The organism is Streptomyces sp. NPDC048361, from assembly GCF_040651795.1.
Lineage (GTDB): Bacteria > Actinomycetota > Actinomycetes > Streptomycetales > Streptomycetaceae > Streptomyces.
On the sequence record NZ_JBEZKW010000086.1, the window covers coordinates 1 to 25,768 of the forward strand.

Annotated in this window: 29 protein-coding genes and 1 pseudogene; 13 read left to right on the top strand and 17 right to left on the bottom strand. The window is 72.1% G+C overall.

The features are described 5' to 3' along the window. Nucleotides 1-8: 8 nt before the first annotated feature. Nucleotides 9-86, top strand: a pseudogene (locus tag AB0D31_RS31670) (Scr1 family TA system antitoxin-like transcriptional regulator); the annotation flags it as partial. A gap of 217 nt (nt 87-303) precedes the next feature. After that, nucleotides 304-1,356 carry a lactonase family protein gene (locus tag AB0D31_RS31675; RefSeq protein ID WP_362729512.1) on the top strand — a complete coding sequence of 351 codons (1,053 nt, stop codon included), beginning with the start codon at nt 304-306 and terminating at the stop codon, nt 1,354-1,356. Nucleotides 1,357-1,515: 159 nt separating this feature from the next. Here AB0D31_RS31675 and AB0D31_RS31680 read toward each other — a convergent pair whose 3' ends face one another. The 5 genes from AB0D31_RS31680 to AB0D31_RS31700 form a co-directional block, all read right to left on the bottom strand. Then, nucleotides 1,516-2,454, bottom strand: coding sequence for a hypothetical protein (locus AB0D31_RS31680; protein WP_362729514.1), 939 nt, complete (start codon nt 2,452-2,454; stop codon nt 1,516-1,518). A gap of 121 nt (nt 2,455-2,575) precedes the next feature. Continuing rightward, nucleotides 2,576-3,571: a BadF/BadG/BcrA/BcrD ATPase family protein gene (locus AB0D31_RS31685; RefSeq protein WP_362729516.1), complete on the bottom strand. Its 996-nt coding sequence runs from the start codon at nt 3,569-3,571 to the stop codon at nt 2,576-2,578. Next, nucleotides 3,568-4,245, bottom strand: coding sequence for a uracil-DNA glycosylase (locus tag AB0D31_RS31690; RefSeq protein ID WP_362729518.1), 678 nt, complete (start codon nt 4,243-4,245; stop codon nt 3,568-3,570). Before AB0D31_RS31690 ends, AB0D31_RS31685 begins: the two co-directional genes overlap by 4 nt. 46 nt (nt 4,246-4,291) lie before the next feature. Then, on the bottom strand, nt 4,292-5,380 hold the full coding sequence (locus AB0D31_RS31695) for an exo-alpha-sialidase (protein WP_362729520.1): 1,089 nt from the start codon (nt 5,378-5,380) through the stop codon (nt 4,292-4,294). Nucleotides 5,381-5,468: 88 nt separating this feature from the next. Then, nucleotides 5,469-6,098 (bottom strand): helix-turn-helix domain-containing protein, encoded by a 630-nt coding sequence (locus tag AB0D31_RS31700; protein ID WP_362729522.1) that lies wholly within the window; start codon nt 6,096-6,098, stop codon nt 5,469-5,471. Between the two features lie 139 nt (nt 6,099-6,237). Here AB0D31_RS31700 and AB0D31_RS31705 point away from each other — a divergent pair, with 139 nt between their 5' ends. After that, nucleotides 6,238-7,062 (top strand): class II aldolase/adducin family protein, encoded by an 825-nt coding sequence (locus AB0D31_RS31705; protein ID WP_362729524.1) that lies wholly within the window; start codon nt 6,238-6,240, stop codon nt 7,060-7,062. A 95-nt stretch (nt 7,063-7,157) separates the two neighbouring features. Here AB0D31_RS31705 and AB0D31_RS31710 read toward each other — a convergent pair whose 3' ends face one another. Continuing rightward, nucleotides 7,158-8,249 (bottom strand): NADH:flavin oxidoreductase/NADH oxidase, encoded by a 1,092-nt coding sequence (locus AB0D31_RS31710; RefSeq protein WP_362729526.1) that lies wholly within the window; start codon nt 8,247-8,249, stop codon nt 7,158-7,160. Between the two features lie 107 nt (nt 8,250-8,356). On the opposite strand from AB0D31_RS31710, the gene AB0D31_RS31715 reads away from it, so the two are divergent. Then, nucleotides 8,357-8,728, top strand: a complete 372-nt coding sequence (locus AB0D31_RS31715) for a helix-turn-helix domain-containing protein (RefSeq protein WP_362729528.1) — start codon at nt 8,357-8,359, stop codon at nt 8,726-8,728. 4 nt (nt 8,729-8,732) lie between these two features. Here AB0D31_RS31715 and AB0D31_RS31720 read toward each other — a convergent pair whose 3' ends face one another. From AB0D31_RS31720 to AB0D31_RS31750, 7 genes are all read right to left on the bottom strand, one after another. Beyond that, nucleotides 8,733-10,079 (bottom strand): FAD-dependent oxidoreductase, encoded by a 1,347-nt coding sequence (locus tag AB0D31_RS31720; RefSeq protein ID WP_362729530.1) that lies wholly within the window; start codon nt 10,077-10,079, stop codon nt 8,733-8,735. 151 nt (nt 10,080-10,230) lie between these two features. Beyond that, a complete protein-coding gene (locus tag AB0D31_RS31725; protein ID WP_362729532.1) occupies nt 10,231-10,833 on the bottom strand; it encodes a helix-turn-helix domain-containing protein in 603 nt (200 codons plus the stop codon). Between the two features lie 146 nt (nt 10,834-10,979). Then, nucleotides 10,980-11,693, bottom strand: coding sequence for an HAD-IA family hydrolase (locus tag AB0D31_RS31730; protein ID WP_362729534.1), 714 nt, complete (start codon nt 11,691-11,693; stop codon nt 10,980-10,982). 42 nt (nt 11,694-11,735) lie between these two features. Further along, nucleotides 11,736-12,407, bottom strand: coding sequence for a phosphatase PAP2 family protein (locus AB0D31_RS31735; protein WP_362729536.1), 672 nt, complete (start codon nt 12,405-12,407; stop codon nt 11,736-11,738). A gap of 34 nt (nt 12,408-12,441) precedes the next feature. Next, a complete protein-coding gene (locus tag AB0D31_RS31740) occupies nt 12,442-13,377 on the bottom strand; it encodes a M56 family metallopeptidase (protein ID WP_362729538.1) in 936 nt (311 codons plus the stop codon). 133 nt (nt 13,378-13,510) lie between these two features. Next, nucleotides 13,511-14,101 carry a DUF5134 domain-containing protein gene (locus tag AB0D31_RS31745; protein ID WP_362729540.1) on the bottom strand — a complete coding sequence of 197 codons (591 nt, stop codon included), beginning with the start codon at nt 14,099-14,101 and terminating at the stop codon, nt 13,511-13,513. Between the two features lie 173 nt (nt 14,102-14,274). Beyond that, on the bottom strand, nt 14,275-14,661 hold the full coding sequence (locus tag AB0D31_RS31750; protein ID WP_362729542.1) for a VOC family protein: 387 nt from the start codon (nt 14,659-14,661) through the stop codon (nt 14,275-14,277). Between the two features lie 88 nt (nt 14,662-14,749). Between AB0D31_RS31750 and AB0D31_RS31755 the strand changes: the two genes are divergently transcribed. Beyond that, a complete protein-coding gene (locus tag AB0D31_RS31755; RefSeq protein WP_362729544.1) occupies nt 14,750-15,298 on the top strand; it encodes a GNAT family N-acetyltransferase in 549 nt (182 codons plus the stop codon). Nucleotides 15,299-15,390: 92 nt separating this feature from the next. Here the strand turns inward: AB0D31_RS31755 and AB0D31_RS31760 are convergent, their stop codons facing one another. The 3 genes from AB0D31_RS31760 to AB0D31_RS31770 all read right to left on the bottom strand — a co-directional run bounded on the left by AB0D31_RS31760 (nt 15,391) and on the right by AB0D31_RS31770 (nt 17,039). Continuing rightward, the gene (locus AB0D31_RS31760; protein ID WP_362729546.1) at nt 15,391-16,074 is read right to left on the bottom strand and encodes a glycerophosphodiester phosphodiesterase family protein; all 684 of its coding nucleotides are present in this window, start codon (nt 16,072-16,074) and stop codon (nt 15,391-15,393) included. Between the two features lie 71 nt (nt 16,075-16,145). After that, nucleotides 16,146-16,271, bottom strand: coding sequence for a hypothetical protein (locus AB0D31_RS31765; RefSeq protein ID WP_362729548.1), 126 nt, complete (start codon nt 16,269-16,271; stop codon nt 16,146-16,148). Nucleotides 16,272-16,403: 132 nt separating this feature from the next. Further along, nucleotides 16,404-17,039, bottom strand: a complete 636-nt coding sequence (locus AB0D31_RS31770) for a PadR family transcriptional regulator (RefSeq protein WP_362729550.1) — start codon at nt 17,037-17,039, stop codon at nt 16,404-16,406. A gap of 432 nt (nt 17,040-17,471) precedes the next feature. On the opposite strand from AB0D31_RS31770, the gene AB0D31_RS31775 reads away from it, so the two are divergent. The 4 genes from AB0D31_RS31775 (at nt 17,472) to AB0D31_RS31790 (ending at nt 21,472) form a co-directional block, all read left to right on the top strand. Continuing rightward, nucleotides 17,472-18,872 (top strand): DUF6421 family protein, encoded by a 1,401-nt coding sequence (locus tag AB0D31_RS31775; protein ID WP_362729552.1) that lies wholly within the window; start codon nt 17,472-17,474, stop codon nt 18,870-18,872. Between the two features lie 89 nt (nt 18,873-18,961). Further along, the gene (locus AB0D31_RS31780) at nt 18,962-19,708 is read left to right on the top strand and encodes an SDR family oxidoreductase (protein ID WP_362729554.1); all 747 of its coding nucleotides are present in this window, start codon (nt 18,962-18,964) and stop codon (nt 19,706-19,708) included. Then, the gene (locus AB0D31_RS31785) at nt 19,705-20,766 is read left to right on the top strand and encodes a low specificity L-threonine aldolase (RefSeq protein WP_362729556.1); all 1,062 of its coding nucleotides are present in this window, start codon (nt 19,705-19,707) and stop codon (nt 20,764-20,766) included. The genes AB0D31_RS31780 and AB0D31_RS31785 overlap by 4 nt, the downstream gene beginning before the upstream one ends. Nucleotides 20,767-20,872: 106 nt before the next feature. Next, entirely contained in the window at nt 20,873-21,472 is a 600-nt protein-coding gene (locus AB0D31_RS31790) for a transglutaminase domain-containing protein (protein WP_362729558.1), read from the top strand. Nucleotides 21,473-21,544: 72 nt separating this feature from the next. Here the strand turns inward: AB0D31_RS31790 and AB0D31_RS31795 are convergent, their stop codons facing one another. After that, nucleotides 21,545-22,276 carry a lysophospholipid acyltransferase family protein gene (locus tag AB0D31_RS31795; RefSeq protein ID WP_362729560.1) on the bottom strand — a complete coding sequence of 244 codons (732 nt, stop codon included), beginning with the start codon at nt 22,274-22,276 and terminating at the stop codon, nt 21,545-21,547. A gap of 253 nt (nt 22,277-22,529) precedes the next feature. Here AB0D31_RS31795 and AB0D31_RS31800 point away from each other — a divergent pair, with 253 nt between their 5' ends. From AB0D31_RS31800 to AB0D31_RS31815, 4 genes are all read left to right on the top strand, one after another. Further along, nucleotides 22,530-22,865, top strand: coding sequence for a thioredoxin family protein (locus AB0D31_RS31800; RefSeq protein ID WP_362729562.1), 336 nt, complete (start codon nt 22,530-22,532; stop codon nt 22,863-22,865). A gap of 243 nt (nt 22,866-23,108) precedes the next feature. Then, the gene (locus AB0D31_RS31805) at nt 23,109-23,618 is read left to right on the top strand and encodes a flavin reductase family protein (RefSeq protein ID WP_362729563.1); all 510 of its coding nucleotides are present in this window, start codon (nt 23,109-23,111) and stop codon (nt 23,616-23,618) included. Between the two features lie 199 nt (nt 23,619-23,817). Further along, nucleotides 23,818-24,603, top strand: coding sequence for an electron transfer flavoprotein subunit beta/FixA family protein (locus AB0D31_RS31810; RefSeq protein ID WP_362729565.1), 786 nt, complete (start codon nt 23,818-23,820; stop codon nt 24,601-24,603). A 105-nt stretch (nt 24,604-24,708) separates the two neighbouring features. Next, complete coding sequence (locus tag AB0D31_RS31815) at nt 24,709-25,671, top strand: electron transfer flavoprotein subunit alpha/FixB family protein (RefSeq protein WP_362729567.1); 963 nt, start codon at nt 24,709-24,711, stop codon at nt 25,669-25,671. Nucleotides 25,672-25,768 lie beyond the last annotated feature (97 nt).

Below are 25,768 nucleotides of genomic sequence, written 5' to 3' on the forward strand. Positions count from 1 at the left end.
ACTCGGCCGTGATCGCCGAATCGGTGCTCCGCGCGTGGGTGGGCGGACGCAAAGTGATGCGGGGGCAACTACGGCATCTGTTCAACCTCGCGGAGCACCGGCCTAACCGGTGGTCCCGGGCGGCTCAGGAGGGACGAGCGCGGGCCAGGAGGGACGAGGGCGGGCCAGGCCGGGCGGCTCCAACGCCCGGGCCGCCGGACCCGGTTGGTCCAGACCTCCTGCTACGGTCGCCGGAGCACCCCGAGTGGTGTGCGGGCGGGGCCCGGCGCGGGCGCGCCCGGTGGAGACTTCGGCGGAAACGGAATGGGTGGCACGGTGGGCACGGACAGGGCCGCGCGGGCGTTCATCGGATCGTTCACCACGGAGGGCGGGCACGGCGTGACCGCGGTCGCCGTGGACGAGGAGAACGGGGCACTCGTCGCGCTCGGATCGACGGACGCCGTCGCCAATCCCTCGTTCCTGGCGCCCTCGCACGACGGGCGCGTCCTGTACGCCGTGGGGGAGTCCTCCGACGGCACGGCCGCCGCCTTCGACATCACAGGCCCGGTGCCGAGCCTCCTCGGCGAGCCCGTCCCGGTCGACGGAGCCGGCCCCACCCATCTCGCCCTCGCCGCCGGGCACCTCGTCACCGCCAACTACGAGTCCGGCAGCGTCACCGCGCTGGCGATCCGCCCCGACGGCGCCCTGGACCGAGCCGTCTCCGTACTCGCCCACCACGGTTCGGGCCCCAACCCCGACCGGCAGCGAGAACCGCACGCCCACCAGGTCCTCGCGGACCCGAGCGGCCGCTGGATCGTCAGCGTCGACCTCGGCACCGACTCCGTGCGCGTCTGCGAACTCGCCCGGGACGGCGCCCTGCGCCTGCACTCCGAGGCCGCGCTGCGCCCCGGCAGCGGTCCTCGCCACCTCGCCTTCCACCCCGACGGGCAGCACGCCTACGTCATCAACGAACTGGCGCCGACCCTCACCGTGTGCCGCTGGGACGCGGAGGGCGGGCAGCTCCAACCCCTCGGCGAGACGCCGGTGGTCGAGGACGGAGCGAGCGGCGAGATTCACCCGTCCGAGGTCGTCGCCGGCCATGACGGTCGCTTCCTGTGGGCGGCCAGCCGCGGGCACGACTCCCTCGCGGTGCTCACCCTCGACGAGGGCGCCGACAAGCCCCGGCTCGTCACCACCGTGGGCTGCGGCGGCCAGGGGCCGCGCGAACTCACCCTCGACCCGTCGGGCCGCCGGCTGTACGCCTCCAACGAGCGCTCGGGCGACGTGACCTGGTTCGACATCGACACGGCCACCGGCATCCCTGTCCGGGCCGGCTCCATTGCAGCGCCCGCCGCCTCATGCGTGGTGTTCTGCTGAGGGGCTGAGGGGCTGACGGGCTGAGGGGCTGACGGACCCCCTCATGCGCTCGCTGGCCGATCGACCGCTGGCGGCCGGCGCGCTGACGGGGTGTCCGTAACGTGGGCGGAGCCCGCCCCGGTCGTCCGGTGCGGGCCCCATTCCTTCGCGTACGTACGGTCAGTGGACCGGCGAGCCCTGCGCCTGCGGGGTGATGCCCAGCGCGGCGGCGTACTGCGACAGGGCCAGCTTGCCGATGGCCGGGTAGGCGCCGAGCGCCTCGGCGGCGGAGCAGTCGGCTTCCTTCGCGGCGGCGTCGAGCAGCCCGTCCGCCACCTCCGGGCCGATCAGGTACGGGGCGACCGCGAGCTGCACCGAGCCCGAGCCGCGCAGCTGGTCGGCCATCGCGGCGATCGCGCCCTCCTGGTCGAGGGCGGCGGCCATGACCGGCACGGCGAGGCGCGCGGCGAGCAGCATGCCGGTGATCCCAGCGGCCTGTACGGCCTCCTCGCCGCCCACCGTCGCCAGGATGATCCCGTCGGCGGCGGTCGCGACCGTGAAGAGGCGGGCGCGGTCGGCGCGGGCCAGGCCGGCCTCGGAGAGGCGCACGTGCAGGGCTTCGGCGAGCAACGGGTGCGGGCCGAGCACATCGGTCAGCTCGGCGGCGGCACGGCTGTCCATGACGGCCTGCCGTATGCGGCGGATCAGGGCGCTGTCGGGGCCCGCGAGCAGCGGCACGACCACGGCGTCGGGCCCGCCGGACGGGGCGGCCTCCGCGGCCTCGCGGCCCGCCGCGCGCGCCCGCTCGACGCGCGCGGCACGCTCGGCCGCGGTGTGGGCGAGAACGGCGTCGAGCGTGGGGTACTCGGCGGTGTCGGCGTCGGTGCTGTCCAGGTAGCCGATGCGGGCGTGCAGGCCGGGCAGCTCCGAGCGCGCGATGCTGATGACCTCTTCGGCCAGGCTGCGCACGGCGGGGCCGGGAGCGCCGGGAACGGCGAGAACGAGCGCGGGTGCGCCCTCCGGAGCAACCACCGGTTCCGGGCGGCGGTGCCGGCCGGACTGGCGGGGTCGCGGCATTCGTACGGGCAGGCCGGATGCTGGCCCAGTGGGGGTGCTCATGGCGTCGCATGCTACTGGTTTTGCGTGGGCGACTGTTCGGGGAGGGGACAGCTGAGCGGTATCTGTCCCGATTTACCCGGAGAGTGGCATAAGGATCAACTGTCCTGATCCGTCTCGGCACTCACTCGGTCGCGAGCCACATCAGGTGTGGGTCCCGCGGAAGCCGCAATTCCCCTGCCGCCAGTCCTTCCGCGATGAGCAGACAGCCCCGCAACGGGTCCCCGGCCGCCTCGACCGTACGGGCCCGGGGCGTGAGCTGTGCCAACTCCCGGCGCAGCGGTACGAGAAGGGGGTCGCCCAGCTTGAACAGGCCGCCCGTGAAGGCTACTTGAGGTGGCTCGCCGAGCTCGGTGGGGCAGACCGCGGCGGCGGCCCCGGCGATGTGCCGCGCCGCGTCGTTCAGGATGCCGGCGGCCACCGGGTCGCCCGCTGCGCAGCCGGCGACCTCGGGCGCGAACGAGGCCAGTACCGCGGGCCGGTCGCCGCGCGGATACAGCAGCCCCGGCAGCTCGGCGGGCGCGCCGAACACCGCCTCCATGCGGGCCAGCAGCGCCGCCGAACCGCCGGGCCGGCCGTCGTGGTGGCGCAGGGCCGCGTCGAGACCGGCCCGCCCGATCCAGGCCCCACCTCCGCAGTCGCCGAGCAGATGCCCCCAACCGTCGGCGCGGCGCCAGGTGGTGAGGTCCGTGCCGAGCGCGATCATCCCGGTCCCGGCGGCGACCACCGCCCCGGCCCGGCAGCCGAGCGCGCCCGCGTAGGCGGTGACCGCGTCGGCGGCCAGGGCGAGCCTGCGCACGCCGAGCGTGCGCGCCAGGGCGCCCGGCAATTCGGCCCGCAGAACGTCCCCGAGGGTGGCCATCCCGGCCGCGCCGACCGCCGCCGCGGCGATCCGCACCGCCCCGGTGCGCATCGTCAACTCCTCGACAGCAGGAAGCAGTTGCTCCATGAGGTGGCCGGCGTCGATCCCGGCGGGACCGGTCCGTACCGGCTCCTTCGAGACGACCGTCTCGACGGGGGAGCCGAAGCGGTCGCCCGGCTCGGCCCGGCGCAGCGCGAACCGCACCCCCGATCCCCCGGAGTCGACCCCGAGCACCCAGGGCGCGCCGCCGTCCGTCACGGCAGCCGCCAGTCGACGGGGAGGGCGCCCTGGCGCTCCAGGAGTTCGTTCGTACGGCTGAAGGGCCGTGAGCCGAAGAAGCCGCGGTCCGCCGACATGGGGGAGGGATGCGCGGACTCGATCGCCGGGAGATCGCCGAGCAGCGGGCGCAGATTGCGGGCGTCCCTGCCCCACAACACCGAGACCAGCGGGGTGCCCCGGGCGACCAGCGCCTTGATGGCCTGCTCGGTGACCTCCTCCCAGCCCTTGCCCCGGTGAGCGGCCGGCTTACGGGGCGCCGTGGTCAGCGCCCTGTTCAGCAGCAGCACACCCTGCTTCGTCCAGGGCGTGAGGTCGCCGGTGGACGGGCGCGGTGCCCCCAGGTCGGAGTGCATCTCGCGGAAGATGTTCTCCAGACTGCCGGGCAGCGGCCGCACCTCGGGCGCCACCGAGAACGACAGGCCGACGGCGTGCCCCGGCGTGGGATACGGGTCCTGACCCACGATCAGGACCCGCACATCGGCGAACGGCTGCTGGAACGCCCGCAGCACATCGGGTCCCGACGGCAGATAGGTGCGCCCCGCGGCGATCTCTTCGCGGAGGAAGTCGCCCATCGCGGCGACCCGTCCCGCGACGGGTTCCAGTGCGTCCGCCCAGCCGGGCTCGACGATCTCTTTCAACGGTCGTGCTGCCACGGGCGTCACTCTACTGGCGCAGCCACCTGGCCGTTCGCCCCGCCGGTCAACCGAGCACCGCCGCCCGTACGCAGAGCACGTCCGGCAGATGTGAGGCGAGCAACTGCCAGCTGTCGCCGTCGTCGGCGCTCGCGTACACCTCGCCGTTGCGGTTGCCGAAGTAGACGCCCGCGGGCTCGGCGTCGTCCGTGCAGAGCGCGTCGCGCAGCACCGTGCCGTAGTGCGCCTCCTGCGGCAGGCCCGCCGTGAGCGGCTCCCAGTTCTTGCCCGCGTCCTCGGTGCGGAAGACCCGGCACCTGTTGTCGGCGGGGACCCGGTCGGAGTCGGCCGTGATCGGGAAGACGTACGCCGTGCCGGGGCGCCGCGGATGGGCGGCGGCCGCGAAGCCGAAGGTGGAGGGCAGCCCGGCGCCGATGTCCGTCCACTGCTCCCCGCCGTCGTCGCTGCGGTACACACCCCAGTGGTTCTGCAAGTAGAGGCGGTCGGGGTCGGCGGCGTCCTGGGCGACCTTGTGGACGCACTGCCCGAACTCCGGGTCGGGGTCGGGCAGGAAGACCGCCGAGACGCCCTTGTTGGCGGGGGCCCAGCTCGCCCCGCCGTCCCGGGTGCGGAACACCCCCGCGGTGGACACGGCGACCGTGACGGCGCGGCTGTCGCGCGGATCGGTGACGATGGTGTGCAACCCCTCACCGCCGCCGCCGGGCACCCAGCGCGAACGCGTCGGATGCTCCCACAGCGGTCGTACGAGCGCGAAGCTCTCGCCGTCGTCCTCGGAACGGAACAGCGCGGCCGGCTCCGTCCCCGCGTACACGACGCCCGGCGCCTCGGGACCCGCCGGGCGCAGCTGCCACACCCGCTCCAGGGAGGCCCCGGTGAACTCGGGGAATTTCACCGCCGGTTGCCTGGGCTCCGTCCAACTGGCCCCCAAGTCGTCGGAGTGGAACACCGACGGTCCCCAGTGCGCGCTGTCCCCGCCGACCAGGATGCGCGGCGTGGCGGCCCGCCGGGTGTCGATGGCGATGGAGTACACCGCCTGGGCGGTGAAGTGGGGGCCGTCGAAGGTCCACGTCCCTTCGCGTCTGCGGCCCAGAAAGAGCCCCTTGCGCGTACCCACAGTGAGCAGTACCTCGGTCATGCCGGTCCCTCCAAAACGCCGTTGTTCCGGATGAGGCCAGTGTGCACCCGGCCACTGACAACGGCCTTCAAAACGGGAAACCAGCACGTCAGATGGGGTTGTCCAGCCTATGCAGCGGCTCGGTCACCGCGTCGACGAGGAAGGGGAGGAAGCGTGCGGCCAGTGCGCCGGGTGGCAGGACGTCCGGCTCGACGTAACTCTGCCCGAGGGCCCCCTCACGCAGCGCCACCACGACCCGTATCAGTTCCGCCAGGTCTCCGCGCGGCCGGAGCCCGGCGCGGGCGAGGAGCGCGCCGAGCAGCGCCGCCGCCTCCTCGCGCAGCCGCGCGTCATGGCCGGCCAGCCGGGCGGCCGCCTCGGGATGGCGGATCGCGTACAGGGTGAACTCGGTGGTCACCAGATACCAGGTGCGCTCGTCGGGCTCGACGTGCGCGAGCAGGGCGGCGATCCGCGCCACCGACAGGTCGCGGTCCTCGGTCTGTTCGGCCAGGCGGCCGATCCGCTCCAGTTCACGCGCCGCGTGCGCGTCGAAGAGGGCGAAGAAAAGCTCCTCCTTGGAGGAGAAGTTCGAATAGAACGCGCCCCGGGTGTAGCCCGCGCGCCGGCAGACGTCCTCGATCCTGGCCGCACCGAACCCCGACTCCGCGAACACCTCGAGCGCGGCGTCGAGCAGCCGGGCCAGCGTCTGCGGCCGGCGCTTCGTCGTTCCCCTGGGCACTGACGACTCCCGGACCCTTGACAGCGCGGACGCGCTCGGAAAACATCCAGGCGCGTATCGGATACGTGAATGTATCGGATGTGTGCGCCTTCGCACCCCCTGCGGGCGCGCCCCGCACCTTCCTCCAGGAGGAACGCACATGAGCGACCACGTCACGGCTCCCGCCCCCGCCGAGGTGATAGCGGGCGCCGCGGGCCCGGTGCCCGAAGGCGTCACGATCCCCATGCCGCCGGTCTTCGACGACGTCGAGGCCGAACGCCGCTACCGCAAGGAGCAACTCGCCGCCGGATTCCGGCTGTTCGGCCGCTTCGGGTTCTCCGAGGGTGTCGCCGGGCACATCACCGTCCGCGACCCCGAGCACCCCGACCGGTTCTGGGTGAACCCGTTCGGAATGAGCTTCGGCCGGATCAAGGCGTCCGATCTGATCCTCGTCGACCACGAGGGCAACCTGCTGCACGGCTCCCGGCCCGTCAACCGCGCCGCGTTCGTCATCCACGGCGCCGTCCACCAGGCCCGCCCCGACGCCGTCGCCGCCGCCCACTCGCACTCCCTGCACGGCAAGGCGTTCTCCTCCCTCGGCATCCCCCTCGACCCGATCACCCAGGACGCCTGCGCCTTCTTCGAGGACCACGGCCTCTACAGCGACTACCGGGGCGTCGTCAGCGACGCCGAGGAGGGCAAGCGCATCGCGGCCGCGCTCGGCCCGTACAAGGCGGTGATCCTCCAGAACCACGGTCTGCTCACCGTCGGCCACTCGGTCGCCGAGGCGGTGTGGTGGTTCATCACCATGGAACGCTCCTGCCAGGCCCAGCTCCTCGCCATGGCCGCCGGCACCCCCCGGCACATCGACCGCGAGACCGCCCTGCACACCCGGGGCCAGCTCGGCGGCCACTACGCGGGCTGGTTCCAGGCCCAGCCGCTCTACGAGCAGATCGCCGACTCCGACCCCGACCACGTCAACTAACGCGGCCTTCCCATTCGAGGAGGCCGCCGCGCGCACCGGCCGCGCGCACCGGCCACGGGCACTGGCCGCACGCACAGGCCGGACTCGCGCTCGCGTCAGATGGCGTACCCGTACTGGTCGGGCACCCGTACCTCGCCGCCGAGTTCGGTGGCCGCCCGGCGCGCCCACGACGGGTCGCGCAGCAGCTCCCGGCCGAGGAGGACCGCGTCGGCCTCGCCGTTCGCGAGGATCTTCTCGGCCTGCGCGGGCTCGGTGATCAGGCCGACGGCCGCGACCGCCAGCGCGCTCTCCTTGCGCACCCGTTCGGCGAACGGCACCTGGTAGCCGGGAGCGACCGGGATGCGGACGCCCGAGGCGTTGCCCCCGCTCGACACGTCGAGGAGGTCCACCCCGTGCTCCTTCAGCAGCGCGGCCAGACGCACCGTGTCGTCGGGAGTCCAGCCGCCCCCGGGGAGCCAGTCGGTGGCGGAGACGCGGAAGAACAGCGGCAGTTCCTCGGGCCACACCGCCCGTACGGCGTCGGTGACTTCGAGGGCGAAGCGGACGCGGTTCTCGAATGACCCGCCGTATGCGTCGGTGCGCCGGTTGGAGTGCGGCGAAAGGAACTGGCCGATGAGATAGCCGTGCGCCCCGTGGATCTCGACGACCTTGAAGCCGGCTTCGAGCGCACGGCGGGCCGCGTCGGCGAACTGCCCGACGGCTTCTTGAATTTGAGTGACCGTCAATTCGGCGGGCGCGGTGTGGTGTTCGCCCCAGGCCACCGGGCTCGGGCCGACCGGCTGCCAGCCTTCCTCACTGCCGGGCTCCAGTGGTGAACCGCCGCGCCAGGGCCGGTCCGTCGACGCCTTGCGTCCGGCGTGCGCGAGCTGGATGCCGGGAACGGTGCCCTGCCTCTCCAGGAACGCGGCGATCCGGCGCAGCGACGCGACCTGCGCGTCGTTCCAGATGCCGAGGTCCGCCGGCGAGATCCGGCCCTCGGGGCTGACGGCGGTGGCCTCGACGAGGATGAGGCCCGTGCCGCCGGCCGCGCGGGCCGCGTAGTGCGCGAAGTGCCAGTCGTTCGCCACGCCCGCGTTCGGCCCGAAGACCTCGGCCGAGTACTGGCACATGGGCGCCATCCACACCCGGTTCGGGATGGTCAGGGATCGCAGGGTGCAGGGCTCGAACAGGGCACTGGCAGCAGACACGGCAGACTCCACTCGACACGGGCCGGTGCGCCGGTGCGGCGCCGGATACGTCTCGTACGATACTCATCGTAGTACGGGGGATGTCAAACTACGATGCCCCTCGTACAATGAGCTCCGTGACCACCACGACGAACACCCGTGAACTCGCCCACCCGGCGCGCGAGGAGATCCGCCTGGACGGCGTCCTGCACGCACTGTCCGACCCCATGCGGATGCGGGTGGTCAGGGCGCTCGCCGCCGACGGGGGTGAGCTCTCCTGCTCGTACTTCGTGCTGCCCGTCACCAAGTCGACCACCACCCACCACTTCCGGGTGCTGCGCGAGAGCGGCGTGATCCAGCAGGTCTACCGGGGCACCGCCAAGATGAACGGGCTGCGCCGCGCGGACCTGGAAGCGCTCTTCCCTGGCCTGCTCGACAGCGTCCTGAAGGCGGCGGACCGCGAAGCCGGACGCCTCGGCACCGGCGCCACATCCCCGTAGGGCCTCAGTCCGCGTCGAGGGCCGCCGTCAGGAGCCCGTCCCAGTCGGGGATCTTCACCGAGCGGCGTCCGAGGGCGTGGCCCAGTTCCGCCTCGGCGCGCTCGATCGCGAGCCAGCCCTGCCAGGTCACCGGATGCAGCCCCAACTCCCGTAGTACGTCCAGTGGTTCGGCCGCCACCGTGCGCCCGGCGAGAAGCGGGGCGTCCTGGAGCAGCGAGGTGACCGTCTCCTTCGCGCAGGGACGGTTGGTGCCGATCACACCCGTCGGGCCGCGCTTGATCCATCCCGCCACGTACTCGCCCGGCGCCGGCGCGCCCTCGCGCAGCACCCGCCCCGCCAGGTGCGGCACCGTCCCGGTCGCCGGGTCGAACGGCAGGCCCCGCGGAGGCACTCCGAGATAGCCGACCGCCCGCAGTACCAGCTGCGCCTCGATCTCCTCGTACGTTCCGGTGCCAAGCACCCCGCCCGCACCGTCCGGCACCGTCCGCTCGAAACGCACCGCGCCGACCCGGCCGTCCCGCTCCACGAGCTCCACGGGACGCAGATGGAACCGCAGGTGCAGCCGGCGCGCACCGGGCCGCAGGGGGCGGTCGACCCAGCCGCGCAGCACCTCCACATTGCGCCGCGCGGGCGCGGCGAGCGCCGAGGGGTCGACGAAGCCGGGGTCCCGCAGCAGCTCCTCGTGCGACACGGTCACATCGGCGCCCGGCAGCGCGCCCAGTTCACGCAGCTCCTTCGTGGTGAACCTGGCCTGCGAGGGGCCGCGCCGGGCCGCCATGTGCACCTCGCGCACCCGGCTCACGGCGAGCGCGCCGAGCGCGGCCTGCGGCACGTCGGTGGGGCGCAGCTCGTCCGCGCCGCGGGCCAGCATGCGGGCGACGTCCACCGCCACGTTGCCCGCACCGATCACCACCGCCGAGCGGGCGCCGAGGACGAACCCGCCGGGATCGCAGTCGGGGTGCGCGCTGTACCAGGACACGAACTCGGTGGCCGAGCAGCTGCCCGGCAGGTCCTCACCGGGAATCCCCAGATGCCGGTCGGACTTGGCGCCGACGCAGTACACCACCGCGTGGTAGAGCCGCGGCAGCACCTCGGGCGGGACACCGCCGGGGCCCACCTCCACGTGCCCCAGGAAACGGATCCGGGGGTCCTCCAGGACCGAACGCAGATTGTTCTGCAGCGATTTGATCTTCTCGTGGTCCGGGGCGACCCCGTAGCGAACCAGACCGTACGGGCAGGGCAGCCGGTCCAGGACGTCGACCCGGACCTCCGCGACCGCGCTCTGCTCCACCAGGCTCTGGGCGGTGTAGACACCGCTCGGCCCCGACCCCACGACGGCGATGCGCAGCATGGCGGGCGCTCCTCGACAGAGAAACCACGAAGGACCGCGGGAGACCGCGGGGACCGCGAAGAACCACGGAAGGCCACGGAAGCCCGCGGAAGACTGCGGACGTATTCAGGATGGCACCGCCGCGCCCGCGGCGGACAGGGGGCGCCGCCGATCAGGGGGCTGGGCTCGGTGGCGACCCGCGGTCCCAGTCGAGTCCGTAGCGCTGGAACAGCTCGGCCCGCAGGGTCACCGCGTCCATGGGGGCACCCGGAAGGAGCGCGGCGAAGACGGCGCCCATCAGGTTGGCGCGCAGCATCGGATACTCACGGTCCACGTCCCGCGAGCCGTACCGCTCGACGGTGTCCCGCAACAAGGCGGCGAGGCGCTGCTGCTCGGGGCACTGCACGAACCCCTGGGCCTGCAGGATCCCCGCCATGTGCGCGCGCATGAGGACCGGCTGGGAGTGGGTGAGCCCGAGGATCGCGTCGATCGCGCGGGCCAGCCGCTCGCGCCCGTCGGTGGTCCGCGGCTCGCGCTCCAGCCCCGCCTCCAGGGTCAGATGCATGAGGCGGTGCACGGCGGACTGGAGCAGCTGACGCTTGCCAGGGAAGTAGTACGACACCAGGCCGCGGGCCGAACCAGCCCGGTCGGCGATGGCGCCGAGCGTCGTCGATTCGTAGCCCCGTTCCGCCACCAGCTCCACTGTGGCTTGCAGCAGCCGCTCGCGAGAACGTCTGCGCAATTCTTCATTGACCGATGCGCTGCGCGGGGACATGCTGTAACTCCTGCGTTGACTGGCTCAGAGCCAATATACTCAGGCTGTCGCGGGACGGTACCCCCTCAGGGGGGTCTGACCTGCGCATGGGCTGCTCGTTCGGGGTGACGCGGGGGATCACCTCGAACGGGTAGCCCTTCTTCGTCCTACCGGTGACCCGCGTCCGCGCCGACGAGCGCGAGCACCGGCCGCAGACCCTCCGGGCGCTCGGCGACCGGCAGATGGTCCACGAAGTGCACGCCGCAACCGAGCGCCGCGGCTCCGCCGTCCGCCCGGCGGCTGTCACCCACCATCAGCACCTCGCCGGGCGCCTGCCCGAGCGCATCGCAGGCCACCCGGAACAGCCGCGCGTCAGGCTTCTGCACCCCGTGCTCGAAGGACAGCACGTACGCGTCCACGAAGTCGTCCAGGCCGTGCGCGCGAAAGACCGGCCGCAGGTCCCAGCCGATGTTGCTCACTACGCCGATCCCGATGCCGCGCTCCCGCAGCGCCACGAGGACCGCCTTGGTGTCCGCGTACGGACGCCACGCAGCCGGGGTCATATGGCGGTCGTAGAGCAGGTCGTACAGACGCGGGTCGGGCAGCTCCACCATGCGGCTGAGCCCCGTGTACGTCCGGCGGTGCAGGTCGCCGCTCTGGTCGCGCACACTCCACAGCTCCGCCAGATGCGCGGGCATCCGCAGCGGGTCGGCGCCGCCGGGCAGCGCCCCGGCCTCCTCCAACTCCCGTGCGCACCGCGCGAATTCGGCCTCCGGCAGCGCGATGGCGCAGGCGTCGAGCACCGCGGAGAGCCACTCATTGACGGGCTCGACCCGTAAGAGGGTGCCGGAGAAGTCGAAGAGAACGCCCTTGATCGTCATACGCGTGATCCTCTGATCGTCATGCCCGTGATCCTCGCGTGCTCAGCGCGGCCGGTTCAAGACCAGCCGCCGGTGGGCCGCCGCGCTCAGCGTGACGACGGCCACCCCTGTCAGCCAGCCGCCCACCACGTCCGAGAACCAGTGCACGCCGAGGAACAGCCGCGTGAACCCCACCCCGAGCGCGGAGACCACCCCCACCGCGAAGACGGCCCAGCACACCCCGCGCCGCACCCCGTGCAGCACGAGCAGCCAGACCACGAGCCCGAACGCGACCGTCACCCCCAGGGCGTGGCCGGACGGGAACGCGGCGTACGAGGCGGAGGCCACCGGGTCCGGCCAGTGCGGCCGCTCCCGGCCGACGGCCGCCTTCAGACCCTGTTGCACGGCCGTACCGCCGGCGCTCGTCGCCGCGACCCACAGCGCGAGCAGCCGCTCGCCGCGCCGCAGCAGAAAGACCACGGCCACCGCGAGCAGGGCGCGCATCGCCCACGGGTCCCACACCCAGTCGCTCAGCAGCCGGTTCACATGGGTCAGCCCGGCGTCGGCGGTCGCGCGGCGGTGCAGCGCCCCGGCGACCGCCCGGTCCCACACCATCAGCGGACCCCACTCGGCCGCGACCAGGACCAGCAGGAGCGCGGCGAGCGCGGCACAGGCGAGTCCGGCGCGCAGCCATGCGGAGGGTCGTGCGGACACGGGGGCGGAAGCGAGCAGCATGCCAGTGATCCAACCCGATGCCGCGGCGTCAGGGCTACCCCAGGGCGTGCAGGCCCGGTACGAGGGCGACGAGCAGCGGCACGGCGGGAACGAGAGCCGCGGACGCGGTCAGCCGCAGCCGGTGGCTCGCGGGCAGCCGGGGAGCCGCCGACAGGAGCCGGTGCACCCGCCGGGGGAGCTGACCGTCCGGCGTGGGGCAGGGCCCGAACACCCCGCGGTGCTCGTTGAGTTCGACAAGGGCGAGCGCGATCGTGAGCCGGCCGAAGCGGCGCGACGCCACATCGTCCGCGGCCAGCTCCACCAGACGGTGCATCTCGTCGCGGAACGCGGCGAACACCGGCACCTGCGGGAACCCCCGGGCCAGCGCGCCCGAACAGTGCAGCAGCCAGTCGTGGCGGGCCCGCGCGTGCCCCAGCTCATGGGCGAGCACCGCATCGAGCTGACGGCCCTTCAGGCGCTGAAGTGCCGCCGTGGTGATGACCAGTTGGGGCATCTGGCCGGGCAGCCACCAGGCGTCCGGCCGGGCCGCCTCAAGGACCACGAGACGCTCGCCCGACGGTTCCTCGCCGGGCAGCAGCGGGGAGCGGAGCCGCAGTTCCGCGCGGCGCCGGCGCCGGCGCGCCCAGCTGTCCCTGATCTCCCGCGTGAGCATCGCCCCGGTCCAGGCCCCACCGAGGAAGAGCACCACCGCGAGCGCCGCCGACCAGGGCCCGTACGGCCCGAGCGCGTACGCCTCGACGACGGCACGGGGAGCGGGCGCGAACACCTGGCCCCGCACGGTGCGCCACGCCGACGCGGCACTGAACACCATCGCCAGCCCGAAGCAGAGCAGGACCGCCGCCACCACGCACTGCCAGACCCACAGCGCCACCACCGGCTCACGCTCGACCCAGTCGGCGCGGGCGAGCAGTCGCGGGGCGGCGACGGCGGACACCAGGCCGAGCACCAGCAACGCGAGGGAGACCGTCATGGTCTCAGCCTATGAGCGGGGCCGCCGGCATAGGTATCTCCGCGGGCCGCAAGTGACGTACGCCACGATGGTCCGCTGGCGTATGCCCTCCGGCCAAGCTGCCCACGCCCCGGACAATCCCTGGCGCCGGGGATCAGACCGTCACCAGCATCGCGAGCATGGCGATGCCCATCGACAGACGGCACGCGAGCGCCAGTTCCGGTCGGGCGCCCCACGGCACGGGTCGCGCGGCGCCGTGCGACCCCGTGCCGCCCGCCGACGGCAGCAGCCGCGTCCCTGTCGACAGGACGTAGCCCGCGAAGTACAGCAGCAGCGCCCCGGTCAGCAGCGGAACCCCGCCCGCCGCGTGCCCGGCGTGGCCCGTGTGCCCTTCGTGGGCCGGGTCGCCGCCGCCCGGCGCCATCGCGAGCGCCATGTAGACCATCGCGAGCGAACCCACCACATGGTGCAGATGATGGGCCCCGCCGCGCGCCAGCCACAGGGCGCGCAGCGCCGCCCCGCCGAAGACCGCCGCGTATCCCGCCGTCATCCCCGTCATCCACGGCCCGGGCGGGGCGAATGCCGCCGGCACGGCCATCGCGGCCATCCCGAACCCCATCACCGCCTCGCCGCCCGCCGCCCTTCGGGCCTGCTCGGAGCCGCTGCGCAGACGCAGCAGACAGTACGAGCCCGTCGCCGCGCACAGCGCGACGAGCAGCCAGCCGGGCACCACCGGACCGTGCACGGCGTACCTCCCCGCTCGATGTGACGCCTGCCGCCCAGTCGATGCCCATCCAAGGGGCCGCATACGCGGGCGCAGGGACACACAGGGGGAGCGCGCGGGGGGATCACCGCGGGCCGGCTGCCGGCTGCCTGCCGTCGGGGGCGAGGCACCCGGGAGGACGCCAGGCCGGGGCGTCAGGCCCGATAGCGCAGCGGATGGTCGGCGGGGACCTCCACCACCACGATCCGGACCCCGTCCGGGTCCTCGATCCACATCTCGACGAGCCCCCACGGCTCGCGCACCGGGGGCCGCACGACGTCGACCCCGCGCTCCACGAGCTCCTCGTGGGCCGCCGCCGCATCCGCGACCTGGAGCCACAGCTGGAGCCCCGGGGCCGGCGGCTGCTCCGCACGGCCGGACACCTCCAGGAATCCGCCGCCCAGGAAGTAGACGGTGCCGCGCTCGGGGCCCGTACCGAACTCGCGGTAGACCGCGAGCCCGAGCCGCTCGCCGTAGAAGGCGCGCGAACGCTCGGGGTCGGTGGGGCGCAGAAGGGTCCGGCTGCTCAGTACATGCACCATGGCAAGCGACCCTAACCGCCGGGATACGCTCGGGAGACCCCGCAGAACCGATCAACCCCCCACCACCGATCAGCAGGGAGACCGCACGATGGACACCGCCGCACGCGCCGCCGCGGAGCTGAGCTACCGGGACGCCACGGAAGCAGACGTCGAGGCGCTGGTGCCGCTCATCGAGTCGGCCTACCGGGGCGACGCGAGCCGCGCCGGCTGGACCACCGAGGCCGACATCCTGCAGGGCCGGCGCACCGACCCCGAAGGGGTGCGCGCGGTCATCACCACACCCGGCAGCAAGCTGCTCACCGTGGCACGGGACGGCGTCCTCGTCGCCTGCTGCCAGCTGGAACACCGGGGGGACGCGGCCTACTTCGGCATGTTCGCGGTCGCTCCCGCCCTCCAGGGCGCGGGCCTCGGCAAGCAGATCATCGCCGAGGCCGAGCGCGTGGTGCGGGCCGAGTGGGGTGTGCGCGAGATGCACATGACGGTGATCTCGCTCCGGGAGGAACTCATCGCGTTCTACGAACGGCGCGGCTACCGCCGTACGGGAAAGCTGACGCCCTTCCCGTACGGCGACGAGCGCTTCGGTGTGCCGCAGCGCGACGACCTCGCGTTCGAGCTCCTGGTCAAGGAGCTGGGCTGAGCGCGCCCCGGGCGGTCAGCCCCGGCCGGTGAGTCCCGGCCGGTCAGCCCCGGGCGGTCAGTCCCGGCCGGTGAGTCCCGGGCGGTGACGCCTTACGCGGTGAAGCGGCCGGTTCGGCGGATCTCCGGGTAGTCGGTCGTCGCGCCGTCCAGTTGCAGGGCGCGTACGAGACGCAGATGGTCCTGGGTGTTCACGGTCCAGCCGATCACCTTGAGCCCGGCCGCGTGAGCCTGCTCGACGGTCTCCAGGGTGATCCGCTCGATGCTCAGGACCAGACTCCGCGCGCCGACGGCCCGGGCCCGGTCGATGAGGTCGGGCCCCCAGTCGTCGTCGACGAGCCCGGTCCGTACGCCCGGTACCAGCGCGGCGATCTTGGCGAGCGCCGCGTCGTGGAACGACAGGACCTCCACCCGGCCCACCAGATCGCGCCGCTCGATCACCTCGGCCAGCGAACGGGCCGCGGCGACGTCCTTGATCTCTGCCTGGATCGGGGTCTTCACGGCGTCGAGCACTTCCTCGAACACGGGGATGCGCTCGCCGTGACCCGCGTCCAGTTCCCGCAGCTCGGCGAGGGTCATCTCCCCGACGGGCCCCCTGCCGTCCGTGGTGCGGTCGACCTCGGCGTCGTGCATGACGACGAGGGCGCCGTCCTTGCTGAGATGCAGATCGAGTTCGATGACGTCCATGCCCACGCGTTCTGCGTGGACGAAGGAACGCAGGGTGTTCTCCGGCTCGACACCCATGACCCCGCGATGACCGATGGTGAGGAACGTCAAGACAGGCCTCGCTTCCGTCGACGGCGGTATGCGCGCGCGACGCGGTCCCGTCCGCACGCGGCAGCCGCAGCCTAACGGCCCGCCACCGCTACCGACCCCGGCTCGCGCGGGCCGTCGGGGCGGTCCTCGTGAGTTGACGCGATCCCGAGCAGGAAGCCGGTGATCAGGGCTGCGACTAGGACGGCGCGGATGCTCATGGGCGCGGCTCCGGGTTGCGTACGAGAGGCGGGGGGCACTCCGTCCTACCTGTACGCACCCTGCGCGGGCCAACCCGCGTCACCCGCCCGTGGGCGATTCCTCCAGCCCTTGACGCGCCCGCCGTCCGTGCCTCACCCGGGGCCCGGCCACCCGTCGTGAGGGGCCGGTTCTCCCCCCTGCGGCTGCGCCAGCCGGTCCAGGTCCGCGAGCATCGCGCGCGCCAGCTCCAGCTCGGCCAGCTCCCGCAGCTCGCTCCAGCGCAGCGCGATCCGCGGATGCGCCCACTCCTCGTTCTCCTCGGCGTGCGCCAGCGCCCTTCTGACGTGCCTCAGCTCGCTCTCGGTACGGACCAGGTGGTCTTCGACGAGCGAGCGCAGCCGGTGGGGGGTGGCGAGGTGCCCGAGCCAGATCCGCAGCACCAGCGGATGCTTGAGGACGGGCGGCCCGCTCGCGTCGGCGGATTCGGCCCAGTCGGCGAGGGCTGTGCGGCCGGCCTCGCTGATCGTGTACCGCCGCTTGGCGCGTGGCTCCTCGGGCCCCGAGCGCCGCGAGGTGGCGTACCCGAGTGCCTCCAGGCGGCGCAGCTCGGCGTAGACCTGGCTGATCGCGGGCGACCAGTAGAAGAAGCGAAGCGAGGCGTCGGCCCACTTCTTGAGCTCGTAGCCGGTCCGCTCGCCGGGGAAGGAGAGCAGCCCGAGCACCGCCCAGGCGGTCGCCGGCAACGGCCGCGCCGTTTCGGGAGGGTGGGGGGAATGACGACTGGTCATAGGGCGAATTGAAGTGAGCACGAGGCCCCGCCACAACCCCATCAGGGCCCGTGAGAACCTCCGTGATCTTGAGACCGGCCTTGGCGGATCCCACCGCGCACCCCTGTGCCGCGCGCAGGAAGCCGCCGTTGACCTCGTCCGCCGGGCGCCGTCGTCGCCCCGGGACGCGTGCGCCCCCGCAGCGGCGGATCCCGCCGCCCCGGGGCGGCGGGATCCGCCCCGGGGCGGCGGGAAGCCCGCCCCGCGGCGGGCCCCGGCCCTGTCGCCCTCCGCTCGCCAAACCGCAGCCATCGCCGCACCATTGCATCAACGCAGGAAGAAGAGCGGCCCAACAGGAAGCGGGCAGGATAATTTATTGATCCCCCTCTTGAGCGAGAGAACCGAACACCGATACGGTGTCCTGACGCGAGGTTCTCCTGTGGAGGAAGTGACATGACGGAAATTCTTGTGCAGGACCCGGCCGTGGGGGGCGCAGTAACCGACCGGCGGGTGGTCGACCACCCCGCGTGGCCCGCGCTCAAGAATGCCGTCGAGGAGATCCGGCCCTGGCAGTCCAAGGACGGATCCATCGACTTCGACGCCGAGGGCGCTCCCGCGCGCGCCGCCGTCGAGGCCACCCTCGACCAGGTGATATCCGCGATCGAGGAGCTCTCGCCGCTGCTGCCGCACGACGAGCGCTACCACCGCGCGCTCGTCGCCGACCTGCGCAAGTGGGCCGACAGCGCCTTCGACGTGCCCGACTTCCTGGACTCGCTGCTCCAGTTCCACCCGGCCGCCGACCGCGCCGACGGACTCCAGCGCCTGGTCGTCTTCCCCATGTACACGCAGAACGGCAACCCCGACCGCAACCTCGAAGCGGTCGTGCTGCGCATGGTCTGGCCGGAGTGGCTCGCCGAGCTCGAAGCCACCCGCTACGACAACCCGCTCTTCTGCGGCATCACCTTCGAGGACTTCACCGCGGGCTACGACACCCACTCGGCGGTCCTCTTCCCCGAGACCATCGCCGTGCGCGAGGCCCCCGAGCGCTTCACCTGGGGCGGCATCTTCTGCGACCGTGAGGCGGCCCGTTTCCGTGCCGTCACCGAGGCGTCCGTGAACATCCTCGGTCTCGAACTGCCCGAGGACATCCAGGAGTTGGTGTCCGACCAGGAGCGCTGCGAGAAGGCGTTCGTCCTGTGGGACATGGTCCACGACCGCACCCACAGCCACGGCGACCTGCCGTTCGACCCCTTCATGATCAAGCAGCGCCAGCCGTTCTGGATGTACGGCCTCGAAGAGCTGCGCTGCGACCTCACCGCCTTCAAGGAGGCCGTGAAGCTGGAGGCCGAGGGCAATCAGCACGGCCGCGACGTGCAGTACGCGGTGCTCTTCGACCGGATGTTCCGCTTCCCGGTCTCCGGCGACCGCGTCCGCAACTACGACGGGCTCGGCGGCCAGCTCCTCTTCGCCTACCTCCACAAGCACGACGTGGTGCGCTGGACCGACAACAAGCTGCACATCGACTGGGAGCGCGCCCCGCAGGTCACCAACCAGCTGTGCGCCGAGATCGAGAAGCTGTACCGCGACGGCATCGACCGCCCCAAGCTCGTCCACTGGTTCGCGGCGTACGACCTGGTCTCCACCTACCTCGCCCCGCACCCGGGATCCCGCTGGGCCAAGGGCCCCGACGCGCTGGACCTGACGCTGCTGCCCCGCAAACTCGTCGACGACGTGCTTCCGGACGAGTTTCCGCTCAGCATGTTCTATGAGGCGCTCTCCAAGAAGCTGAAGAACGTGATCGCCTCCACCAAGGGGATCACCGCCGCTTCCGCTCCGGCCGGGGCCGCCGCGTGAGCTCACGTACGGAAGGTCCAGACGCCACGGAAGCTTCGGACGTCACGGAGGGTTCGCAGACCACGGAAGCTTCGGAAGGGGCGAGGAAGATGAACAACGGACCTCTCAACGGCGCCGTCGTCGCCGTGGCCGGAGCCGCGGGACCCGCCGGCCGCGCCGCCCTGCTGCGGCTCGCGGAAGCGGGCGCGGTCGTCGTGGGCTCCGACTCCGATCCGGAGCGCCTGGCCTCGGCCGTGGACGCCGCGCGGTACGCACACGGCGGAGCCACCGTCACCGGCGACACCGTCGACCTCCTCGACCTCCAGGCCACCCGGGACTGGGCCGACCGCATCCAGAAGGACTTCGGACGCGTCGACGGCGTGGTCCATCTCGTCGGCGGATGGCGCGGCGCCACCTCCTTCCCGGAGACGGACCTGGCCGACTGGGACCTCTTGGAGAAGCTGCTGATCAAGACCGTGCAGCACACCTCGCTCGCCTTCCACGACGGGCTGCTGCGCAGCGACCGGGGGCGTTACGTCCTGGTCAGCCAGTCCGGCGCGCACAAGCCCACGGCCAACAACGCCGCCTACAACGCGGGCAAGGCCGCCGCCGAGGCGTGGACGCTGTCGCTCGGCGACGCCTTCCGCAAGGCCGGGGGTGAGGACGGGCCACAGGCCGCAGCTGCGATCCTGGTGATCAAGGCGCTGGTGCACGACGCGATGCGCGCCGAGCGACCCAACGCGAAGTTCGCGGGCTTCACCGACGTCACGGAGCTGGCCGACGCCATCGCCGGAGTGTGGGACAAGCCCGCCCAGGAAGTGAACGGACAACGCCTGTGGCTGACCCCCAAGCCGTGAGGACGGACGCCCGAGCCCACCACGACCCGGCGGTGCGCGGCTTCGCCAGCGACAACTACGCCGGCGCACACCCCGAGGTCCTCGCGGCCATCGCCCTCGCCAACGGCGGCCATCAGATCGCCTACGGCGAGGACGACTACACCGAGCACCTCCAGCGCGTCATGCACAGCCACTTCGGCGCGAGCGCCGAGGCGTTCCCGGTGTTCAACGGCACCGGAGCCAACGTGACCGCGCTCCAGGCGCTGACCGACCGCTGGGGCGCCGTGGTGTGCGCCGAGAGCGCCCACATCAACGTGGACGAGGGCGGCGCCCCCGAGCGGATGGCCGGCCTCAAGCTGCTCACCGTGGCCGCCCCCGACGGCAAGCTGACGCCCGAACTCATCGACCGCCAGGCCTGGGGCTGGGAGGACGAGCACCGCGCCATGCCGCAGGTCGTCTCGATCACCCAGAACACCGAGCTGGGCACGGTCTACACGCCCGACGAGATCAAGGCGATCTGCGACCACGCCCACGAGCGCGGCATGAAGGTCCACCTCGACGGTGCCCGGATATCCAACGCCGCCGCCTCCCTGAACGTGCCGATGCGTACGTTCACCAACGCGGTCGGCGTGGACGTCCTGTCGTACGGCGGCACCAAGAACGGGATGCTTTTCGGCGAGGCGATCGTCGTCCTCAACCCGGACGCGGTCCGCCAGATGAAGCACATCCGCAAGATGTCGATGCAGCTCGCCTCCAAAATGCGTTTCGTATCGGTGCAGTTGGAAGCACTGCTCGCCAAGGACCTGTGGCTGCGCAACGCCCGCCACGCCAACGCGATGGCACAGCGCCTCGCCGAGGGCGTGCGTCAGGTCGACGGCGTGGAGATCCTCCACGAGGTGCAGGCCAACGCCGTGTTCGCGCGCCTGCCGCACGACGTCAGCGAACGGCTCCAGAAGCGCTACCGCTTCTACTTCTGGGACGAGGCCGCCGGCGACGTCCGCTGGATGTGCTCCTTCGACACCACCGAGGACGACGTCGACGGCTTCCTTATGGCCCTGAAGGAAGAAATGGCGCGCTAGCCCACCCCGGCCGCTGGATCCGCCGCCATGAACCGAGCTGCATACCTATGTGATCGGCCGTAAATACATTGACTGACGGCCGGTCGCATTCGTACCTTCCCGTGTCATGGAACTCATCCAGCGCCACCCCCAACTTGCCGCCTACCTAACCGCCGACGACGTCGTCGATCACCTGCACCCCCTGGTGCGGGAAACCGCCACCCGGCTCGCGTCTGGTGCGGCTGACGCATACACATACGCCGAAGCGGCCTACACGTTCGTACGGGACGAGATCCCGCACTCCGGGGACTCCGGCGACCTCCGGGTGACCTGGCGCGCCTCCGACGTCCTCGCACAGCGCACCGGGATCTGCTGCGCCAAGGCCCACGCACTCGCCGCCCTGCTGCGCGCCGAGAAGATCCCCGCAGCCCTCTGCTACCAGCGCCTCGCCGACGACGACGGCTCGAACCCGCTCGTGCACGGCCTCGTCGCGCTACGGCTGCCGGACACGGGCGTCTGGGCCCGCGTCGACGCCCGAGGCAACAAGCCGGGCGTCGACGCCCGGTTCTCCCTCGACGAGGAGCGCCTGGCCTGGCAGGTACGGCCCGAGTTCAGTGAAGTGGACTACCCGGGGCTTTACGCTGCGCCTCATCCGGCGGTCGTGGCAGCGCTCAAGGCCGCCCCAGATCGGCCCGCGCTCTGGCCGGTCTACCCGACCGAACTGTGAGGCTCCACCGCTCCGAGCGGAACGGTACGCGCAGCTCCGCGGAAGTCCCCGCACTCGTACAGGAGTGACGATTCAGCCCGTCGCCTCGCGGCTCTTGACCTGCTCGGGCGTGGGCGCCGTACCGCCGAGGTGGGCCGGCACCCACCAGGTGTCGCCGGCGTCCTTGGGGCGTACGGGATAGGCGCGCTGGGCGGCTTCGAGGAGCTCCTGGCAGCGCTCGCGCAGCCGCCGCGAGATGGCGCCCGCGTACTGGTCGGCGGGCGCCTCCACGGGCTCGCCGACGCGGATGGTGACGGGGATGTGGCTGCGCTTGAAGTTCCGCGGCCGGCCCTTGGTCCAGACCCGCTGCGTGCCCCACAGCGCCATCGGGATCAGCGGCACCCCGGCCTCCTGGGCCAGCCTCGCCGCACCCGACTTGAAGCTCTTCAGCGTGAACGACTGCGAGATCGTCGCCTCCGGGAAGACGCCGATCACCTCACCGGACCGCAGCGACGCCAGCGCGTGCTGGTAGGCGTCCTCACCCTGCTTGCGGTCGACCGGGATGTGCTTCATGCCGCGCATCAGCGGGCCGGAGATCTTGTGCCGGAACACCGACTCCTTGGCCATGAACCGCACCAGCCGCTTCTGCGGCAGCGCGGCGAGGCCCGTGAAGATGAAGTCGAGATAGCTGATGTGATTGCTGACGAGCACCGCCCCGCCGGTGCGCGGGATGTTCTCCGAACCCTGGGTGTCGATCTTCAGGTCGAGCGCCTTGAACATCGCGCGTGCGGCGCCGATGACCGGTCGATAGACGAGTTCTGCCATCTCAGGGGAGACCCTTCGTGTGCCCGGGGAGGGTGCTCCCGGAGAAATAAGTTACGCAGCCGTAGGTTTTAGGCTTTGGGCAGATGGTGCCCGATCTGCGCCGGGCTGGCCAGTCCTGGCACGGGGCCCGGGAGAGATTCTCATCACGTCTTCGCAGGCGGGAGACCTGGGAATCAATGCGGAGCGGTGCGCGCTGCAACGGTACGACGGGGCAGGTAGTGGCGGTGTGAAGAGACGAGGGGGAGCGGCGGCGATGGCAGGCGGTGTGCGGGACGGCGGCGAGCGCAGGCTCGGCGAGGCCGAGTTGGGGGTCCCGCTGGGGCGGCGGGCCACCCTGGTGCAGTTCTCCAGCGCCTTCTGCCAGCCCTGCCGGGCGACCCGGCGCACCCTGGCGGAGGTCGCCGCGATGGTCGAGGGCGTCGCGCACGTGGAGATCGACGCCGAGGAGCGGCTCGGCCTCGTACGTGAGCTGGAGATCACCGCCACCCCGACCGTGCTGGTGCTCGACGCGCACGGGGCGATCGTGCGCAGGGCCGGCGGGCAGCCGCGCCGCGTGGACGTCATCGCCGCGCTGGGGCGGGCGGTGTGAGGGGCGCGGCACCGGCGCGGCGAGCCGCCCGGCGCGCGTCCACGGTTTCGTCCGTGAGTCATCTCCCACATCACGGCAGGCACTTGACTGGGAGCGCGCCGAATCGACAGTCTGACGGTGTGCCGACAAACCTCCTTCTTCACGGACGCGCCCACGTGGACCTCGCTCGCTGTGCGAGCGCGCGCTGTCCGGGCTGCTGACCACCCGCAGCCCTTGTCGCACCCACCGCAGAAGGATTCCGCCGTGACGGCCTCATCCGAGCTCGAAACCCCCCAGACAGCCTCCCCCGAACTGCTCAAGTCGGTCTTCCGCCGGCACGCGGCGGGCGTTGCGGTGATCACCGCACAGCGCGGCGGCCGCCCCGTCGGTTTCACCGCGACCTCCCTCAACTCCGTCGCCGCGGAGCCTCCGTTGCTCTCCTTCGGGATCGGCACCGGCTCCTCCAGCTGGCCCGTCGTCGCCGAGGCCGACCACATCGGCGTACACATACTCGGCGAGCACCAGCAGGAGCTCGCCGCCACCTTCGCCCGCAGCGGCGCCGACCGGTTCGGCCCGGCCACCGACTGGCACGCCGGTCACCAGGGGGTGCCCGTCCTCGGCGGCGTGCTGGCCTGGCTGGTCTGCAAGGTCGTGGCCCGCGTCCCGGCCGGCGACCACCGCATCGTGCTCGCGCAGGCGCTCGTCGGCGACCCCGCGGGTGCCGGCCGGCCCCTCCTCTACCACCAGGGCCGCTTCAACGCGCTGCGCGACTGAGAGTTCCCTGACCGGGCGATCACTCACCGTTGGCAAGGTCACAGTTCAAAGCGCTTGCTTACGGGGAATAAGCTGGGTGTACTGGCGAGTAATATTTCGTTCGGAGCGCCGGTCGCCCCGACCGGAAACCGCCCCATCAGGCGCCTATGCTGCGTGCATCAAGGCAGCCCAGAAATGACGATGCAGTAGGAGAGCCGGCGTGAGCTTGAGGATCGTTGTCTGTGTGAAGTACGTGCCCGACGCCACCGGCGACCGGCACTTCGCCGATGACCTGACCGTCGACCGCGACGACGTCGACGGCCTCCTTTCGGAGCTCGACGAGTACGCGGTCGAGCAGGCACTGCAGATCGCCGACGGCGCGGACGACGCGGAGATCACCGTGCTGACCGTCGGCCCCGAGGACGCCAAGGACGCGCTGCGCAAGGCGCTGTCGATGGGCGCCGACAAGGCCGTCCACGTCGAGGACGACGACCTGCACGGCACCGACGTGATCGGCACCTCGCTGCTCCTGGCCAAGGCCGTCGAGAAGACCGGCTACGACCTGGTCATCTGCGGCATGGCCTCCACCGACGGCACCATGGGCGTCCTTCCCGCGCTGCTCGCGGAGCGCCTCGGCGTCCCCCAGGTCACGCTGCTCTCCGAGGTCTCGGTCGCGGACGGCACCGTGAAGGGCCGCCGCGACGGCGACGCCGCGTCCGAGCAGCTGGAGGCCTCCCTGCCGGCCGTCGTCTCCGTGACGGACCAGTCGGGCGAGGCCCGCTACCCGTCCTTCAAGGGCATCATGGCCGCCAAGAAGAAGCCGGTGGAGTCCCTGGACCTCGGCGACCTGGACCTGGAGGCCGACGAGGTCGGCCTCGAAGGCTCCTGGACCGCCGTCGACTCCGCGGCCGCACGCCCGGCCCGCACGGCCGGCACGATCGTCAAGGACGAGGGCGAGGGCGGCAAGCAGCTCGCCGAGTACCTCGCGAGCCAGAAGTTCATCTAAGTGCCCGCCCGGTCCGGGAACCATTTCGGACCACCGCGCACTTAGGGCTCGCCGAGCCCCTCAACTGCCCGCCTTTTCTTCGCACTTGCAGGAGATTGAAGTCCCATGGCTGAAGTTCTGGTCTACGTCGACCACGCGGACGGTGCCGTCCGCAAGCCCACCCTCGAACTGCTGACGCTGGCCCGCCGCATCGGCGAGCCCGTCGCCGTGGCGCTCGGCGCCGGCGCCGAGAACACCGCCGCCGCGCTCGCCGAGCACGGCGCGGTCAAGGTCCTCACCGCCGACGCTCCCGAGTTCGCCGACTACCTCGTCGTGCCGAAGGTCGACGCCCTCCAGGCCGCGTACGAGGCCGTGTCGCCCGCGGCCGTGCTCGTCCCGTCCTCCGCCGAGGGCAAGGAGATCGCCGCCCGCCTCGCGCTGCGCATCGGCGCCGGCATCATCACCGACGCCGTCGACCTCGAAGCCGGCGACGAGGGCCCGGTGGCCACGCAGTCCGCGTTCGCCGCCTCCTTCACCACCAAGTCCCGTGTCTCCAAGGGCACCCCGGTCATCACGGTCAAGCCGAACTCGGCCGCCGTCGAGGCCGCCCCCGCCGCCGGCACCGTCGAGGCGCTCTCCGTCACCTTCTCGGAGCTCGCCACCGGCACCAAGGTCACCTCGCGCACCCCGCGCGAGTCGACCGGCCGCCCCGAGCTGACCGAGGCCGCGATCGTGGTCTCCGGCGGCCGCGGCGTCAACGGCGCCGAGAACTTCGCGATCATCGAGGCCCTCGCCGACTCGCTCGGCGCGGCCGTCGGCGCCTCGCGCGCCGCCGTCGACGCGGGCTGGTACCCCCACTCCAACCAGGTCGGCCAGACCGGCAAGTCCGTCTCGCCGCAGCTCTACATCGCCAACGGCATCTCCGGCGCCATCCAGCACCGGGCCGGCATGCAGACCTCGAAGACCATCGTGGCCGTCAACAAGGACTCCGAGGCCCCGATCTTCGACCTCGTCGACTACGGCGTGGTCGGCGACCTGTTCCAGGTCGTCCCGCAGCTCACCGAAGAGGTCCAGAGCCGCAAGGGCTGACCTGCGACTTCTGTTTCGGCCGGGGGCCGCGCGGTGATTTTCACCGCGCGGCCCACCGGGGTTTAGCAGACCCGCCGGGTAAGCCTTGACGGAAGGG

Excerpts from the sequence above, each read along its gene's own strand:
- AB0D31_RS31675 (WP_362729512.1), top strand. The coding sequence starts at position 304 with ATGGGTGGCACGGTGGGCACGGACAGGGCCGCGCGGGCGTTCATCGGA.
- AB0D31_RS31680 (WP_362729514.1), bottom strand. The coding sequence starts at position 2,454 with ATGAGCACCCCCACTGGGCCAGCATCCGGCCTGCCCGTACGAATGCCG.
- AB0D31_RS31695 (WP_362729520.1), bottom strand. The coding sequence starts at position 5,380 with ATGACCGAGGTACTGCTCACTGTGGGTACGCGCAAGGGGCTCTTTCTG.
- AB0D31_RS31705 (WP_362729524.1), top strand. The coding sequence starts at position 6,238 with ATGAGCGACCACGTCACGGCTCCCGCCCCCGCCGAGGTGATAGCGGGC.
- AB0D31_RS31715 (WP_362729528.1), top strand. The coding sequence starts at position 8,357 with ATGAGCTCCGTGACCACCACGACGAACACCCGTGAACTCGCCCACCCG.
- AB0D31_RS31720 (WP_362729530.1), bottom strand. The coding sequence starts at position 10,079 with ATGCTGCGCATCGCCGTCGTGGGGTCGGGGCCGAGCGGTGTCTACACC.
- AB0D31_RS31725 (WP_362729532.1), bottom strand. The coding sequence starts at position 10,833 with ATGTCCCCGCGCAGCGCATCGGTCAATGAAGAATTGCGCAGACGTTCT.
- AB0D31_RS31730 (WP_362729534.1), bottom strand. The coding sequence starts at position 11,693 with ATGACGATCAAGGGCGTTCTCTTCGACTTCTCCGGCACCCTCTTACGG.
- AB0D31_RS31735 (WP_362729536.1), bottom strand. The coding sequence starts at position 12,407 with ATGCTGCTCGCTTCCGCCCCCGTGTCCGCACGACCCTCCGCATGGCTG.
- AB0D31_RS31740 (WP_362729538.1), bottom strand. The coding sequence starts at position 13,377 with ATGACGGTCTCCCTCGCGTTGCTGGTGCTCGGCCTGGTGTCCGCCGTC.
- AB0D31_RS31750 (WP_362729542.1), bottom strand. The coding sequence starts at position 14,661 with ATGGTGCATGTACTGAGCAGCCGGACCCTTCTGCGCCCCACCGACCCC.
- AB0D31_RS31755 (WP_362729544.1), top strand. The coding sequence starts at position 14,750 with ATGGACACCGCCGCACGCGCCGCCGCGGAGCTGAGCTACCGGGACGCC.
- AB0D31_RS31765 (WP_362729548.1), bottom strand. The coding sequence starts at position 16,271 with ATGAGCATCCGCGCCGTCCTAGTCGCAGCCCTGATCACCGGCTTCCTG.
- AB0D31_RS31770 (WP_362729550.1), bottom strand. The coding sequence starts at position 17,039 with ATGACCAGTCGTCATTCCCCCCACCCTCCCGAAACGGCGCGGCCGTTG.
- AB0D31_RS31775 (WP_362729552.1), top strand. The coding sequence starts at position 17,472 with ATGACGGAAATTCTTGTGCAGGACCCGGCCGTGGGGGGCGCAGTAACC.
- AB0D31_RS31780 (WP_362729554.1), top strand. The coding sequence starts at position 18,962 with ATGAACAACGGACCTCTCAACGGCGCCGTCGTCGCCGTGGCCGGAGCC.
- AB0D31_RS31790 (WP_362729558.1), top strand. The coding sequence starts at position 20,873 with ATGGAACTCATCCAGCGCCACCCCCAACTTGCCGCCTACCTAACCGCC.
- AB0D31_RS31795 (WP_362729560.1), bottom strand. The coding sequence starts at position 22,276 with ATGGCAGAACTCGTCTATCGACCGGTCATCGGCGCCGCACGCGCGATG.
- AB0D31_RS31800 (WP_362729562.1), top strand. The coding sequence starts at position 22,530 with ATGGCAGGCGGTGTGCGGGACGGCGGCGAGCGCAGGCTCGGCGAGGCC.
- AB0D31_RS31815 (WP_362729567.1), top strand. The coding sequence starts at position 24,709 with ATGGCTGAAGTTCTGGTCTACGTCGACCACGCGGACGGTGCCGTCCGC.